The organism is Streptomyces sp. AM 4-1-1 (genome assembly GCF_029167625.1).
Classification (GTDB): Bacteria; Actinomycetota; Actinomycetes; order Streptomycetales; family Streptomycetaceae; genus Streptomyces.
In genome coordinates this window covers 6,172,000-6,186,353 of record NZ_CP119145.1, presented here as the reverse complement: position 1 = coordinate 6,186,353, position 14,354 = coordinate 6,172,000, and the positions used below count along the sequence as shown (strand labels likewise).

General features: G+C 73.2%; 13 protein-coding genes. 8 read left to right on the top strand and 5 right to left on the bottom strand.

Features of this window, described 5'->3' with window-relative positions; all coding sequences use genetic code 11:
• Position 1: 1 nt before the first annotated feature.
• Positions 2-952, bottom strand: a complete 951-nt coding sequence (locus PZB75_RS26105) for an ABC transporter permease (RefSeq protein ID WP_275537734.1) — start codon at positions 950-952, stop codon at positions 2-4.
• A gap of 66 nt (positions 953-1,018) precedes the next feature.
• Entirely contained in the window at positions 1,019-2,614 is a 1,596-nt protein-coding gene (locus PZB75_RS26100) for an ABC transporter substrate-binding protein (protein ID WP_275537733.1), read from the bottom strand.
• 171 nt (positions 2,615-2,785) lie between these two features.
• Here PZB75_RS26100 and PZB75_RS26095 point away from each other — a divergent pair, with 171 nt between their 5' ends.
• Complete coding sequence (locus tag PZB75_RS26095) at positions 2,786-3,505, top strand: FadR/GntR family transcriptional regulator (protein ID WP_275537732.1); 720 nt, start codon at positions 2,786-2,788, stop codon at positions 3,503-3,505.
• Positions 3,506-3,698: 193 nt separating this feature from the next.
• On the top strand, positions 3,699-4,679 hold the full coding sequence (locus PZB75_RS26090; protein WP_275537731.1) for an acetylxylan esterase: 981 nt from the start codon (positions 3,699-3,701) through the stop codon (positions 4,677-4,679).
• A 177-nt stretch (positions 4,680-4,856) separates the two neighbouring features.
• Here PZB75_RS26090 and PZB75_RS26085 read toward each other — a convergent pair whose 3' ends face one another.
• Positions 4,857-5,603: a FadR/GntR family transcriptional regulator gene (locus tag PZB75_RS26085; protein ID WP_275537730.1), complete on the bottom strand. Its 747-nt coding sequence runs from the start codon at positions 5,601-5,603 to the stop codon at positions 4,857-4,859.
• A 150-nt stretch (positions 5,604-5,753) separates the two neighbouring features.
• Here PZB75_RS26085 and PZB75_RS26080 point away from each other — a divergent pair, with 150 nt between their 5' ends.
• From PZB75_RS26080 to PZB75_RS26065, 4 genes are all read left to right on the top strand, one after another.
• Positions 5,754-6,713 carry a dihydrodipicolinate synthase family protein gene (locus PZB75_RS26080; protein WP_275537729.1) on the top strand — a complete coding sequence of 320 codons (960 nt, stop codon included), beginning with the start codon at positions 5,754-5,756 and terminating at the stop codon, positions 6,711-6,713.
• Complete coding sequence (locus PZB75_RS26075) at positions 6,710-7,720, top strand: ROK family protein (RefSeq protein ID WP_275537728.1); 1,011 nt, start codon at positions 6,710-6,712, stop codon at positions 7,718-7,720. The genes PZB75_RS26080 and PZB75_RS26075 overlap by 4 nt, the downstream gene beginning before the upstream one ends.
• 68 nt (positions 7,721-7,788) lie before the next feature.
• Positions 7,789-8,469 carry a putative N-acetylmannosamine-6-phosphate 2-epimerase gene (locus tag PZB75_RS26070; RefSeq protein WP_275538872.1) on the top strand — a complete coding sequence of 227 codons (681 nt, stop codon included), beginning with the start codon at positions 7,789-7,791 and terminating at the stop codon, positions 8,467-8,469.
• A gap of 60 nt (positions 8,470-8,529) precedes the next feature.
• A complete protein-coding gene (locus PZB75_RS26065) occupies positions 8,530-9,999 on the top strand; it encodes a sialate:H+ symport family MFS transporter (RefSeq protein ID WP_275537727.1) in 1,470 nt (489 codons plus the stop codon).
• Between the two features lie 21 nt (positions 10,000-10,020).
• On the opposite strand, the gene PZB75_RS26060 is transcribed toward PZB75_RS26065, so the two are convergent.
• Positions 10,021-11,256 carry an acetyl-CoA C-acetyltransferase gene (locus PZB75_RS26060; protein WP_275538871.1) on the bottom strand — a complete coding sequence of 412 codons (1,236 nt, stop codon included), beginning with the start codon at positions 11,254-11,256 and terminating at the stop codon, positions 10,021-10,023.
• Between the two features lie 302 nt (positions 11,257-11,558).
• Here PZB75_RS26060 and PZB75_RS26055 point away from each other — a divergent pair, with 302 nt between their 5' ends.
• Positions 11,559-13,127 carry a 3-hydroxyacyl-CoA dehydrogenase gene (locus PZB75_RS26055; RefSeq protein WP_275537726.1) on the top strand — a complete coding sequence of 523 codons (1,569 nt, stop codon included), beginning with the start codon at positions 11,559-11,561 and terminating at the stop codon, positions 13,125-13,127.
• Between the two features lie 98 nt (positions 13,128-13,225).
• The gene (locus PZB75_RS26050) at positions 13,226-13,618 is read left to right on the top strand and encodes a VOC family protein (protein ID WP_275537725.1); all 393 of its coding nucleotides are present in this window, start codon (positions 13,226-13,228) and stop codon (positions 13,616-13,618) included.
• On the opposite strand, the gene PZB75_RS26045 is transcribed toward PZB75_RS26050, so the two are convergent.
• Positions 13,558-14,322, bottom strand: a complete 765-nt coding sequence (locus PZB75_RS26045; RefSeq protein WP_275537724.1) for a helix-turn-helix domain-containing protein — start codon at positions 14,320-14,322, stop codon at positions 13,558-13,560. The genes PZB75_RS26050 and PZB75_RS26045 overlap by 61 nt on opposite strands.
• Positions 14,323-14,354: the final 32 nt, after the last annotated feature.

The following is a 14,354-nucleotide window of genomic DNA, read 5'->3' as shown; positions in this document are numbered from 1 at the left end:
GTCACACCGTCCTGATGCGCGGGTTGACCAGCAGGTAGAGCAGGTCGACGATGACGTTGACCACCAGGAAGGCGATGGCGATGGTCAGTACGGTGCCCTGGACCAGGGCGACATCGCCGCCGGTGACACCTTCGAGGATGAGTTTGCCCATGCCGGGCAGGTCGAAGATCGCTTCGATGACGACGGCGCCGCTGAGCAGATAGCCGACCTTGACGCCGAGCACGGTGAGCGGGGTGACGAGCGCGTTGCGCAGCACCGAGCGGATCACCATGGACGACGGCAGGCCGCTGCCGCGGGCGGTACGGACGTAGTCACGGTCGAGTTCGGCGACCATCGAGGTGCGGACGAGCCGGGCGAGGGACGCGGCCACGGGCACCGCGAGCGAGATCGAGGGCAGGGCCATGGTCCTGAGCCAGCCGCCGAAGGAGTCGCCCGGGTTGGTGTAGCCGCCGGTCGGGAAGAGCGGTGTGTTCAGCGCGAACTGCTGGATGAGGAGTACGCCGAGCCAGAACGAGGGGATGGCGACCCCGGCCATGGAGAGCACCCGGAAGAGCTGGTCGGGCCAGCGGTCGCGGTACATGGCTCCGACGACGCCGAGCAGGACGGCGAGGACGACCGCGATGATCAGTCCGAGGACCGTCAGCTGGAGGGTGAGCGGGAAGGCGGCGGTGATCCGGTCGACCACGGGCACGCTCGGCGGCACGGTCATGCCGAGGTCGAAGTGGAGCAGTTGGCCGAGGAAGTGGAAGTACCGCACGGGCAGCGGGTCGTTGAGGCCGTTGGCGTCGGCGAAGGCCGCGCGGGCCTCGGGGGTGGCGCTCTCCCCGAGCGCGTTGAAGGCCGGGTCGGCCGGCGAGAACTGCAGCACCACGAAGACCAGCAGCGCGATGCCGAGGATCATCACCGGCATCATCGCGACGCGGCGCAGCGCGAGCCGGAGAAAAGCAACCATCGTCGGGTTCCTTGGGATTGGGCGGGCGGGCCCGGGCCCCCGGTGCGGGGCCCGGGCCGTGATCGGTCAGGCGCGGCCGACGTCCACGAAGGACAGGCCCGTGGTGGGCAGCGGCTTGAAGCCGGGGAGGGCCTTCTCGTTCCACGCGGTGGGGAGCTTGCGGTGGAGGATCGGGTAGAGCGCGGCCTCGTCGGCGACGAGGTCGGTGACCTGGCCCCACAGCTCCCTGCGCTTGGCCTCGTCGGCGGCCTGGGCAGCCTTGTCGAGGGTCTGCTTGACCTGCTTGTACGCGGCCGATCCGGCCCAGCCGTAGCGCTTCTCGGGCCAGAATCCGTAGTAGAACCAGCGCAGCAGCAGGTCGGCGTCGTTGCCGAAGACGGAGGGGTCCCCGGGGGCGACGAGGACGTCGAAGTCGCCCTTGTCGACCTTGGCGTACTGGGCCGGGGACTGGGCGATGTTCAGGGTGACCTTGACCCCGGCCGCCTCCCAGCTCTCCTTCAGCAGCGGTGCGATGTCCTTGACCCAGCCGGTGTCGGTGGTGAGGACGGTGAAGGAGAGGTTCTTCGCGCCGGCCTCCGCGAGCAACCGCTCGGCCTTGGCCACGTCGTGGGTGTAGACGGTCGCGGCCTTGGTGTAGTCCGGGTGGGTCGCGGGGACGTAGCCGGTGGCGGCGGCGGCGTTGCCGACCATCGCGGTGGAGATGATCTTCTCGGTGTCCAGGGCGTAGTGCAGCGCCTGGCGCACCCGCTTGTCGGCGAAGCGCTTGTCGGCGGTGTTGAACATCAGGAAGAGCAGGCCGAAGGACTGCACGGACTCCGTCTTCGCGCTGCCGGAGAGCCGCTTGACGTCGATGTACGGGACGTCCTCGATGGCCTGGACGCGGCCGGACTCCATGGCGCTGACGCGGGCCGACTGGTCGGACATCAGGCGCCAGATCATCTTCTTGGCCTTGGCCGGGTGGGGGCCGTTGTACTTGCCGTACGCCTCGAAGACGATCTTGTCCTCGCGGGTCGCCTCGACGAACCGGTACGGACCGGAGCCGACCGGCTTGGCGTCGAACGCCTTGGGGTCGGCCGAGACGATCTTCTTCGGGACGATCCGGGCGACGGCTATGCGCGAGGGGAAGAGCGCGAAGGCGTACTTGAGCTTGAACTCGACGGTGCTCGCGTCGACGGCCGTGACCTTGTCGACGAACGGCACGAACTGGGCCATCAGCGAGGAGTTCTTGGGGTCCAGGATGCGTTCGAAGCTGAACACCACGTCGTCGGCGGTGACCGGTGATCCGTCGTGGAAGGTGGCGCCCTCGCGGAGCGTGGCGCGGTAGGTGGTGGCGTTGATCTTCTTCGGCACCTCGGTGGCGAGCGCGGGACGGGCCACGAGTGTCGCCGGATCGAGATCGACCAGGCCCTCGAAGATGTGCATGTTGGCGGCGTACGGGGTGGCACCGGAGGTGATCATCGGGTCGAAGCCGGTCGACAGGGGGTACGAGAGCCCGGCTTCGATGGTGCCCGCGCCGTCGCCCTTCCCGGCCGAGCCGTCGGCGGTCGAGGACGGGCCGCCGCAGGCGGCGAGGCTCGCCGTGATGGCGGCGGCCGCGCCGATGGCACTGGTGTAACGCAGGAAGGTGCGGCGCTCGACACCGGCTGATCTCAGCTCGGGCACGGGTCCTCCAGGGACGTTGAGGGTGGGGCGGAAGGGGCGGGGCGTGGGGGGATCGGCGTGGTCTCGGGGACCGGTGGAGTACGTAGCGTCAGACGTCAGATGTCTGATGCCTTGATAGCGTGGGAACGTAGCTTGACAATCGAGAGGGGTCAAGAGGTGGGGAGTTCACATATGTCCGGTACGCGGCCCGGCCGGCAGTTGCTCAGACAGGAAGTCGTCGAGGGGATCAAGCGCTACATCCTCGAAAAACAGCTCCGCCCCGGGGACTCGCTGCCCACCGAACCCGCCCTGTGCGAGGCGCTGGGCGCGAGCCGTTCGAGCGTCCGGGAGGCGATGAAGATCCTGGACGCGCTGGACATCGTGGAGGTGCGGCACGGACACGGCACGTACGTCGGCAGGCTCAGTCTGTCCGCGCTGGTGGAGAGCCTGACGTTCCGGGGGCTCCTCTCCCCCGACGACGACTTCCAGGTGCTGGCGGACCTCGTCGACGTCCGCGAACTCTTCGAGCGCGGCATGGCCGACCGGATCGTCTCGCTGCTCAGCCCGGAACAGCTCGACCGCATGGACGCCCTGGTGGCGACCATGCGGGAGACCGGCGCCCGGGAGGGGCACGGGTTCGTGGAGGCCGACCGGGCCTTTCACGCACTGCTGGTGGCGCCGCTCGGCAATCAGCTGATCGGCCAGCTCTCGATGGCGTTCTGGGACGTGTACACGATCGTCGCACCGCATCTGGACGGTTTCACGCACGCCGACGAGACGGCGACGGTCGCCGCCCACCAGAACATCGTGGACGCGGCGCGGGCCGGGGACACCCCCGGATTCATCAAGGCGCTGGGGGAGCACTACGCGCCGGTCAGGCGCCGGATCTCCGAGGCCCGCGCCCGGGGCTGACCGCCGGGCCCCCGGCCCGGAAGGACCGCCCCGGGAGCGGAGCACCGCCCGTCCGGCGACCCCGCCACCGAGCCCGGCGGGCGGGGCGAGCCCTTGACGGCCCCCGCGCCGGTGCCTAAGGTCCGTGTGCCGCCAAGACATCAGACGTCTTCTGTCCTGGCGCTTCCCGGACCCGCCCCAGGAGGGCACCTCCATGCCTCTGACCGATCTCCCGCTCGCGGACTGCCGCGCCTTCCGCCCGGACCTCCCGGTGCCCGCCGATTTCGACGAGTTCTGGGCGCGGACCCTGGACGATTCCCCGACGTCCCGTCAGGAGAGCCTGGACAAGCCGGAGTTCACGCGTGTCGACACCGGGCTGCCCCTGATCCGGACGTACGACGTCACCGTCCCCGGGTTCGCGGGGCGGCCGGTGCGCGGCTGGCTCCACCTGCCCACCGGGGACGCCCGTCCGCTCGGCTGCGTGGTGGAGTTCCTGGGATACGGGCGAGGCCGTGGGCTGCCCCACGAGAAGCTGCTGTGGTCGTCCGCCGGTTACGCGCACCTGGTCATGGACACCCGCGGTCAGGGCTGGTCCGCGGCAGGTGGCGCCACCGCCGACACGGACGCCGGGGGCGCCGGAACCGTGCCCGGGTTCGTGACCCGGGGCATCGAGAGTCCGCGTACCCACTACTACCGCCGGGTGTTCGTCGACGCGGTGCGCTGCGTCGAGGCCGTGCGTGGCCACCCGGAGGTCGACCCCGGCCGGGTCGTCGTCACCGGGGTCAGCCAGGGCGGCGGTATCGCGCTGGCGGTGTCCGGGCTGGTGCCGGGGCTGGCGGGGGTGATGCCCGATGTGCCGTTCCTGTGCAACTTCCGGCGTGCGGCGGAGATCAGCGGCAGACCGCCGTACACCGAGATCGCCGACTATCTGAAGCTCCACCGCGACCGCACCGAGGCCGTGTTCACCACCCTGTCCTACTTCGACGCCGCGCTGCTCGCCGAACGCGCCACCGCCCCGGCGCTGTTCTCGATCGCGATGATGGACGAGGTCTGCCCGCCCTCCACCTGCTTCACCGCCTACAACCGTTACGCGGGCCCGAAGGACGTCCGGGTGTACGCGTTCAACGGGCACGAGGGCGGTGCGGAGTACCAGCAGCGTGAGCAACTGGTCTGGGTGCGGGCGCTCCTCGGCTGACGGCCCGCCGCCCGGCCCCGGACGCGCGGTGGGGCCCCCGGCCACGCCGTGACCCCGGCCGGTCCGCCGAATCCTTCCTCCCTCCCGGCGCCGAGCCGGAGACGCCTCCGGGACCGCGCTCCGGCGGAGCCGGTGCGGGGCGGCGGTGGACCCAGGCCCACTGCCGCCCCGGGGGCGTCAGGTCCGTACGTCCGGAAGCGCGTTCCCGGGCCGTCGGGCCCGGGTGTCCGGACCGCGCGGCGGGGCGTTCAGGCGGGCGCGGATTCCGTCGAAGTGCGTCCGCATGGCCCGTACCGCGCGTTCGCCGTCGGCCGCCGCGACCGCGTCGACGATCTCGCGGTGCTGGGCGCAGGTGGTCGCCGGGTCCTGGTGTCCGTCGTCGAGGTCTTCCCGCACCCGGTCCATGGCCGCCCAGAAGGCGTCCAGCACCTCGCTGAGCAGGTGGTTGTCGAACGAGGCGTAGAGCGCCAGATGGAAGGCGCGGTCGGTCGAGCGGGCGACCCGGCCGGTGTGCGCCTCGGTCTCCATCGTGGCCACCAGCCCACGCAGCACGTCGAGATCGGCCGCCGGGACACCGGCCGCGACGGCCCCGACGAGGCCCGTCTCCAGCGCCTCCCGCACCTCCGTCAGCTCGGCGAGTCCCGGCGCGCCCTGCCGGTGGCGGACGGCGGCCCGGAAGGCGAGCCCTTCGGCGAACGGTGACAGGGACAGCGAGCCGACGAACGTCCCGGAACCCCGGCGGATCTCGACCACGTTGACGGCCTGGAGCGACTTGAGCGCTTCACGCACCGAGACCCGTCCGACGCCGAAGACCTCCATCAGCTCGGCCTCGGTCGGCAGCGCGTCTCCGGGCGCCAGCCTGCGGTCCAGGATGAGTTCCTTGATTCCGCGCTCGACGTCCTGAGCCATGGTGGGCCGCGCCACGGCGTCCTCCTGAGTTCTCGGTGCCCCTTGACCGGTCGCCGGAGCATCTGCTTAAGGTGAAACAAGACATCAGACATCTTACGTCCCATGTCCCGGTTGCGCGGCCATTGCGGCCGTGGCCGGTGTTTCGACACGCTGGAGCCCTTCACCATGCCTCTGACCGCACCGCTGCACGGCGTAGTACCGCCGGTCTGCACCCCGCTCGACTCGCGGGGGGACGTCGACACCGCGTCCCTGGCGAGGCTCGTGGAGCACCTCGTCGGCGGGGGCGTGCACGGCCTCTTCGCGCTCGGTTCGACCGGCGAGGTCGCCTATCTGACCGACGAGCAGCGCGCCACGGCGCTGGAGACGGTGATCAACGTGGCGGACGGACGGGTGCCGGTGCTCGCCGGTGTCATCGACACGACGACCGCCCGTGTCGCCGAGCACGCGCGGTCCGCCGCCGAACTGGGCGCCGACGCACTGGTCGCGACCGCGCCGTTCTACACCCGCACCCACGGCAAGGAGGTCGCCGGGCACTTCAGGCGGCTGCGTGAGAGCGTCGATCTGCCGCTCTTCGCGTACGACATCCCGGTCGCCGTGCACAGCGAGCTCGCCCCCGAGCTGGTGCGCGAACTGGCCGAGGAGGGCACCCTCGCCGGTCTCAAGGACAGCAGCGGCGACGAGGGCGGTCTGCGCAGGCTGATCGTCGAGCTGGGCGGGCGCACCGGCCGCGCGGAGGGTCCGGCGCCCCGGTTCAGCATCCTGACCGGTTCCGAACTCACCGTCGACGCGGCCCTGTTGGCAGGCGTGGACGGGGTCGTGCCGGGCATCGGGAATGTGGACCCGGCCGGATACGTCCGGCTGTACGACGCGGCGCGGGCCGGGGACTGGTCGCTCGCCGCGAAGGAGCAGGAGCGGCTCGTGGAGCTGTTCGCCATGGTCGACGCGGGTCCGGAGGCGGACATGGGCCGCAGCTCGTCGGCGCTCGGTTCGTTCAAGGCGGCGCTGCGGCTGCTCGGTGTCATCGACCGCGGTGACACGGCGTTCCCGCAGATCCAGCTGTCGGCCGAGTCGGTCGCCCTGGTCGCCCGCCGGCTGCGCGCCGCCGGTCTGCCGCCGGTCCGATGAACCGGCCGTTCTCCACGGGGGAATCCCCCGGCGCGGGGGACCGCCCCGGCGCGGCGGCCACGGCGTTCGCCGGGCCGGTGATCGGGCTGGACCTCGGGGGTACGAAGATCGCCGCCGCGCTCCTCGACTCGGACGGTGGCGTGCTGGCCCGTGCCACCCGGGCCACCCCCGCCCGGGACGGCGCGGCGGCCGTGCTGGACGCGCTCGCGGCCACCGCCGCCGAGGTGGACCCCGCCCGGCTGGCCACGGCGGTGGGCGTCGCGGCGGCCGGGGTGGTCGACCCCCGTACCGGCATGGTCACCAGCGCGACCGACTCCATCCTCGGCTGGGCCGGTACCGCGCTGGGTACCGGGCTCGCGGACCGCACCGGGCTGCCGGTCGCCTGCGACAACGACGTACGCGCCACGGCCGGTCCGGAACTGGCCGCGCTCCGCCCGCCCGGCGGCCCCGGCACGGCGTCGCTGATCTTCGCCGCGGTCGGGACCGGGGTGGGCGGCGCGGTCGCCGTGGACGGCCGGATGCTGCACGGCGCCTCGGGGGTCGCCGGGCATCTGGGGCACCTGCCGAGCCCGGCGGCGGCCGGGCTGCCCTGCACCTGCGGCGCGAGCGGCCATCTGGAGGTCATCGCCTCCGGGCCCGCCGTCACCGCGCACTACGAGCGGCTGGCCGGCACGTCGGTGGACCGGCTGGAGACCGTCGCCGCACGGGCCGCCCGAGGCGACGACCACGCCGTCCGGGCCATCACGACCGGTGCCGCGGCCGTCGGCCAGGTCCTGGGCGGGCTCGCCAACGCCCTCGGCCCCGACCGGGTCGTCGTGGGCGGCGGGGTCCCCCGGATCGGACCGCTGTACGCGGACGCCCTGACCGCCGCCTTCACCGCCGAGCTGATGCCTCCGCTGCGGGGGCTCGTCCCCGTACCGCCACTGTTCGGGCACGACGCGGCCGTGCTCGGCGCCGCCGCGCTGACCACCACTCTTCCCCTCCACCACCCGGGAGCCCTCCGATGAACGAACCCGACGCCACGACCACCCCAGGACGGCCGACCACCACCGCGGCGGCCGGCCGCCGCGCGCCGCTGACCGCCGCCGAGCTGGCCGAACGGCTCCGGGGCACGCTGATCGTGTCCTGCCAGGCCCCTCCCGGGGACCCGATGCGTGAGACGGACACGCTCGTACGGCTCGCGCGGGCCGCCGCGGCCGGGGGCGGCGCGGCGATCCGCGCCAACGAACCCGAGGTCGTCGCCGCGATCTCCGCCGCCGTCGATCTGCCGCTGATCGGGCTGTGGAAGGACGGTGACGTCGGTGTCTACATCACGCCCACCCCCCGGCACGCCGTGGCGGTCGCCGAGGCCGGTGCGCACATCGTCGCGGCCGACGCCACCGACCGACCGCGCCCCGACGGATCGGCCTTCGCGGACCTGGTCGCCGCCGTCCACGCGGCCGGTGCGCTGGTCATGGCCGACGTCTCCACACTCGCCGAAGGAGTGACCGCCGCCGCGCAGGGCGCCGACTTCGTCTCCACCACGCTCTCCGGCTATGTGCCGGGCACCCCGAAGCGGGACGGCCCCGACCTCGACCTGGTCGCCGCGCTCTCCGCCGCCATCGACGTGCCGGTCGTCGCCGAGGGCCGGATCGGCACCCCCGAGGAGGCCGCGGCGGCCCTGGCCAGGGGCGCCCACAGCGTCGTCGTCGGCACCGCCATCACCGCCCCCACCGCGCTGACCGCGCGCTTCGTCGCCGGGATCGTCCGGCCCTGACCCACCCCCACGCGGGGCGGCCGCTCGCCGGCGGGCGCCGTCCCGCATCCTGGAGACACCGTGCACACCACACCACCCCCCGCGCCTCCCTGGTACCGCGAGGTGAGCCGAACCCAGTGGAAGGCGTTCTTCGCCGCCTGGATCGGCTATGTCCTCGACGGCTTCGACTTCGTGCTGATCACTCTCGTCCTCACCGAGATCAGTGACGACTTCGGTCTGAGCACGGTCCAGGCGGCCGGCCTGATCTCCGGCGCGTTCATCACCCGCTGGCTCGGCGGCGCCGTGCTCGGCGCCATCGGTGACCGCTACGGACGCAAGCTGTCCATGGTGCTGAGCATCCTCCTGTACTCGCTGGGGACCTTCGCGTGCGGTTTCGCCTGGAACTACCAGAGCCTGTTCGCCGCCCGGCTCGCCATCGGCATGGGTATGGCCGGTGAGTACAGCGCCAGTGCCACGTACGTCATGGAGAGCTGGCCCGCCCGGCTCCGCGCCCGCGCCAGCGGCTTCCTGATCTCCGGGTTCTCGGTCGGCTCGGTGCTCGCCGCGCAGGTCTACGGCTGGGTGGTGCCCTCGCTCGGCTGGCGGTGGATGTTCTACCTGGGCCTGATCCCGATCGGTGTCGCGCTGTGGATGCGCCGCTCACTCCCCGAGGCGGAGGAGTGGACCGAGTCCGTCGCGGAGCGGGACGCCAGGCCCAACCCGTTCCGGCCCCTGTTCAGGACCCGCCGGTCGGCCACCATCAACACCGTCGTGGTCGTCGTCGCCACCGTCGCGCTCTTCCTGGTCTTCACCCCGGGCGGCGCCGGAATGGTCCCGGCGCTCTCGGTGGTCGCCGGGCTCGCGCTCCTCGCGCTCGCCGTGCAGCTCGGCGGACGGCGCGGCTGGGTGCTGTACGTCTCGATGATCGTGACGCTGTTCTTCGCGTTCCTGTACTCGTGGCCGACCCAGGCCCTGTTGCCGACCTATCTGAAGACCGATCTGGGCTACACCACCGACCAGGTCACCGATGTCCTCTACTTCGCCGGCTTCGGCACCATGGTGGGCTGCTGGGCGGCGGGCTTCCTCGGTGACCGGATCGGAGCGAAGAAGGCGTACGCGCTGACGCTGCTCGCGTCGCTCGCCTTCGTCTTCCCGGTGTTCGCCGTGCGGAACAACCTGTTGCTCCTCGGCATACTGCTGTTCCTGCTCCAGGCGACCAGCTTCGGCATCTCCGGGCTCCTCCCCCGCTACATCGGCGGCCACTTCCCGACCGAGAGCCGTGGTGCGGCGCTCGGCTTCACGTACAACGTGGGCGCGCTCGGCGGAGCCGTCGCCCCCGTCCTCGGCGCGCACCTCGCGTCCGGGATGGACCTGGGGCGGGCCCTGGCCGTGCTGACGTTCGCGGGCACGGTGATCGTCGTCCTGCTGGTCGGCCTCGATGTCCCGGCCCGGCTGAACCGGCTGACGGACCCGGACGGGCCGGCGGACCACCTGGCGGAACCGGCACCGCGCGAGCGCGTGCCCCGGGCGAGCACCACCGGGATCGGCTGACCACGGATCACGGGAGGGTCCTCAGCCGGCGTCGATCCGTTCGAACACGGCGGCGAGTCCCTGGCCGCCGCCGACGCACATCGTCTCCAACCCGTAGCGCGCCCCACGGCGGTGGAGTTCCCTGGTCAGGGTCGCGAGAACACGGGCGCCCGTGGCACCGACCGGGTGGCCGAGGGAGACCCCCGAGCCGTTGACGTTGATCCGCTGCTCGTGATCGGTCTCCCCCAGGCCCAGTTCCCGGGTGCACGCCAGCACCTGGGCGGCGAACGCCTCGTTGATCTCGATCAGATCCAGGTCGGCCAGGCCGAGACCGGCCCGGCCCAGCGCCTCGCGGGTCGCGGGGACGGGCCCGAGGCCCATGGTGGCCGCCGGCACCCCTGCGCGGGCGAAGGAGACCAGCCGGACCAGCGGGGTCAGACCGAGCCGGGCGGCGGTGGCGGCGCTGGTGACCAGGCAGACGGCGGCCGCGTCGTTCTGCCCGCTGGCGTTGCCCGCGGTGACGGTCGCCTCCGGGTCCGAGGCCAGCAGGACGGGGCGCAGCGCGGCGAGCTGTTCGGCGGTGGTGCCGGGGCGCGGGTGCTCGTCGTCGGTGACGACCGTCTCGCCCTCGCGGGTCCGTACGGTGACGGGCACGGTCTCCGCCGCGTACCGTCCTTCCTCCGCCGCGCGGGCGGCGCGCCGCTGGGAGCGCAGCGCCAGGGCGTCCTGGTCGGCGCGGCTGATCCCGTACGTCCGCCGCAGGTTCTCGGCGGTCTCGATCATGCCGCCCGGGACGGGGTGGTGGAGGCCGCCCGCCGTGACCCGGCCGCGGGCGAGCGAGTCGTGGAGCTGGAGGCCGGGTCCCTTGATGCCCCAGCGTCCGTCGTGCGTGTAGTAGGGGGCGCCGCTCATCACATCGGCGCCGCCCGCGAGGACGACCTCGCTGAAACCGGCCCGGATCTGCATCGCCGCGTCGAGGACGGCCTGGAGGCCGGAACCGCAGCGGCGGTCGATCTGGATTCCGGTCACCGACTCGGGGAGTCCGGCGTCGAGCGCGGCGACGCGGCCGATGGCCGGGGCGTCGGCGGAAGGGTAGGCGTGCCCGAGGATCACCTCGTCGACCCTGGCCGGGTCGATGCCGGTTCGGGCCACCACCTCGGCGATGACGCGCGCGGCGAGCGACGCCGGGGTCTGCTGGGCGAAGACGCCGCCGAAGCGGCCGATGGGGGTGCGCAGCGGTTCGCAGACGACGACGTCGGACGGGTCGGGCGCGGACAGGGGCACGGCGGGGCCTTTCGACGACGGCGGCGGTGGCGGTGACGGTGTCAGTGGCGGTGGTGACAGGCGAAGGGTGGTGAACGACGGACGGTGGCGCCCGCCCCGTCCACCCGCTCCACGACGGCCGTGCGCGCGCCGACCGATCGATCGGTCAGCAGTTCGGTCACGACCTTATGCGGGTGGTGGACAGCGATCAATGGGCGCTGACACGGTGGCGACGCACGCCCATGGACCCGGCGGCCACAGGCCGGGGCGGGGCGGGCGTACCGCGTCAGGATCAGCCGAGAGGACCGTGGACCGTCATGCGTATCAGAATCGTCGGCGCCGGAGCCATGGGCCGGGGCATCGCCCAGTGGGCGGCGTCCGGGGGCCACACCGTCGAGTTGTGCGACGTACGGCCCGAGGCGGTGACGGAGGCGCTGGAGTTCGTACGGTCCATGCTGGAGCGGGCCGTGCGGAAGGGGCGGCTGTCCGCTGAGGAGGCGGCGGCCACCTCGGACCGGCTGATCCCGCTGGCCGACCCCTGGGCGGAGAGCGCGGACGTCGAGCTGGTCGTCGAAGCCGTGCGGGAGGACCTGGGGACCAAGGCGGAGGTCTTCGGCAGGCTGGAGCGGGCGCTGCCCGCCTCCACCGTCTTCGCGACCAACACCTCCTCCCTGTCGGTCACCCGGATCGCCACGGCCCTGAAGGACCCGTCCCGGCTGGCGGGCCTGCACTTCTTCAATCCCGTACCGCTGATGAGGATCGTCGAGGTGGTGCCGGGCGCCGCCACCCGTCCGGAGATCCCGGGCGCTCTCACCGCGCTGGTGGAGAGCTGCGGTCACCGGGCGGTGACGGTCGCGGACACCCCCGGTTTCCTCGTCAACCACGCCGGGCGCGGTCTGGTGACGGAGGCTCTGGCGCTGCTGGAGGAGTCGGTCGCGGACCCGGCGGGCATCGACCGGATCGCCCGTGACGTGCTCGGGCTGCGGATGGGTCCGTTCGAGCTGATGGACCTCACCGGTCTCGATGTGACGGCCGCCGTGATCGACTCGATCTGGCAGGGGTTCCGGTACGAGGACCGGCTCCGCCCCTCGTACCTCACCCCGAACCGGGTCGTCGCGGGTCTGCACGGCCGCAAGACCGGGCGCGGCTGGTTCGGGTACGGCGCCGACGCGCCGGGCCCCGCCCCTGAGCGGCCGGTCACGGGTGACGCGGACCGTCCGGTCCAGGTGGTGGCCGAGCCGGGCGGTCCGGGCTCCGGCGGCTCCTGGCGCACGGAGCGGGCGGCGGCGCTGCGGGACGCGCTGACGGCTTCGGGCGCCACCGTCCGGACCGGCGCGGCCCCCGCCGCGGACGCCCTGGTGCTGGTGCCGGTCTGGGGCACCACGGTGGCGGCGGCCGTGGCCGCGCTCGGACTGCCCGCCGCCCGCACCTTCGCTGTCGACCCGCTCGCGGCGGCCGGGCGCCGTCGGGTGCTCGCGGTGACGGCGGCGTCGGACCCGTCCGCCGCCCGGGACGCCCGAGCGGTCCTGGCACGGGCGGCGGACGGCGAGGACCCCTACGCCGTGTCGGTCGTACGGGACACGGCCGGTTCGGTGGCGCAGCGGCTGCTCGCCTCGATCGTGTCGGTCGCCGCGTCGATCGCGGAACGCTCGCTCGCCGCGCCCGGGGACATCGACCTGGCCGTGACGGCCGGGCTCGGCTACCCGGTGGGCCCGCTGGCCTGGGGGGACCGGATCGGTGCGGGGCGGATGCTGGAGCTGCACCGGGCGCTGCACGCGACGACCGGCGACCCGCGCCACCGCCCGACCCGCTGGGTCACCGAACGGGCCCAGCTCGGGCTGGCGCTGACCGACCCGGGGACGGCGCCCGGGACGTGCGACGGCTGACGCGGGCGGGGCGCCGCGGAGCGGCCGGACGGGCGGCGGCCGGTCCCCGTGACCGTTTCGTACAAGACCGGTGGGCACAGCCGTTCTACGTTCGGTTCATGACTCCACGACTTGACGCGATCGGCGTCACCACCGGCGACCTGACCGCCTCGCTCGCCTTCTACCGTCGGCTCGGGCTCGACATCCCCGCCGACGCGGACTCCGCACCCCATGTCGAGGTGACCCTGCCGGGCGGGCAGCGCCTGCTGTGGGACACCGAGGACATCGTCCGGTCCTTCGACCCCGGGTGGCCTGGGTCGAAGGGCGGCGAACGGCTGGGGCTCGCCTTCCGCTGCACCGGCCCGGCCGAGGTCGACGCGGTGTACGCGGACCTGACCGGCGCCGGGTACCGGGGGCATCTCGCGCCCTGGGACGCCGTCTGGGGACAGCGCTACGCGATGGTGCTCGACCCGGACGGGTGCGCGGTCTCGCTGTTCGCGGACGCCTCGTAGCCCGTACGCGTACCCGCCAGGTAGGCGCCGAGCGTCATACCGGTCAGATCCCGCATCTCCCTGGCGAGATGGGCCTGGTCGGCGCAGCCGGCCGCGAGCGCCGCCTCCGCGTACGGCGTGGCGGACCGTACGAGAGCCAGCGCGCGTTGCAGCCGCAGCACCCGGGCCAGCGTCTTCGGGCCGTATCCGAAGGCCGCCCGGGAGCGGCGGTGCAGCTGACGGACCCCGAGTCCGACCGACCCGGCGGTGGCGGCGACGGACCGGCCGCGCCCCAGTCGGGCGGCCACGGCCGTCATCAGCGGGTCGGGCGGTCCGGTGTCGGCCGCCCGGCGCAGGGCCAGTTCCTCCAGCGCCACCGCCGGGTCCGGCGCGTCCCCGATCCGCTCGACGAGCCGACGGGTCGCGGCTCCCGGCCACAGGTCGGCGAGGTCGACGCGGCTGTCGCGGAGTTCGTGCGCCGGTACACCGAGGAGTACGGGCGCCGTCCCGGGCGCGAAGCGGATGCCGGTGAAGCGGCCGCCGCCCACGTCCGACGCCTCGAAGGCGCGGGTGTCGGGGCCCGCCACCAGCAGCCGGTCACCGCTCCAGAGCAGATCCATGCAGCCGTCGGGCAGCACCGGCCGGGGCCGCCCGGCCGGGGCGTCCAGGGTCCAGACGGTCGCGCCGTCGAACCGCGACGCCCGCTCCTCGTACCGCTCACGCATGTCCACGACGCTCCCGGGAAACCCTGGTCGTC

Coding starts and splice junctions, on each gene's coding strand:
- PZB75_RS26105 (WP_275537734.1), bottom strand. CDS start 952: ATGGTTGCTTTTCTCCGGCTCGCGCTGCGCCGCGTCGCGATGATGCCG.
- PZB75_RS26045 (WP_275537724.1), bottom strand. CDS start 14,322: ATGCGTGAGCGGTACGAGGAGCGGGCGTCGCGGTTCGACGGCGCGACC.
- PZB75_RS26050 (WP_275537725.1), top strand. CDS start 13,226: ATGACTCCACGACTTGACGCGATCGGCGTCACCACCGGCGACCTGACC.
- PZB75_RS26090 (WP_275537731.1), top strand. CDS start 3,699: ATGCCTCTGACCGATCTCCCGCTCGCGGACTGCCGCGCCTTCCGCCCG.
- PZB75_RS26095 (WP_275537732.1), top strand. CDS start 2,786: ATGTCCGGTACGCGGCCCGGCCGGCAGTTGCTCAGACAGGAAGTCGTC.
- PZB75_RS26080 (WP_275537729.1), top strand. CDS start 5,754: ATGCCTCTGACCGCACCGCTGCACGGCGTAGTACCGCCGGTCTGCACC.
- PZB75_RS26075 (WP_275537728.1), top strand. CDS start 6,710: ATGAACCGGCCGTTCTCCACGGGGGAATCCCCCGGCGCGGGGGACCGC.
- PZB75_RS26055 (WP_275537726.1), top strand. CDS start 11,559: ATGCGTATCAGAATCGTCGGCGCCGGAGCCATGGGCCGGGGCATCGCC.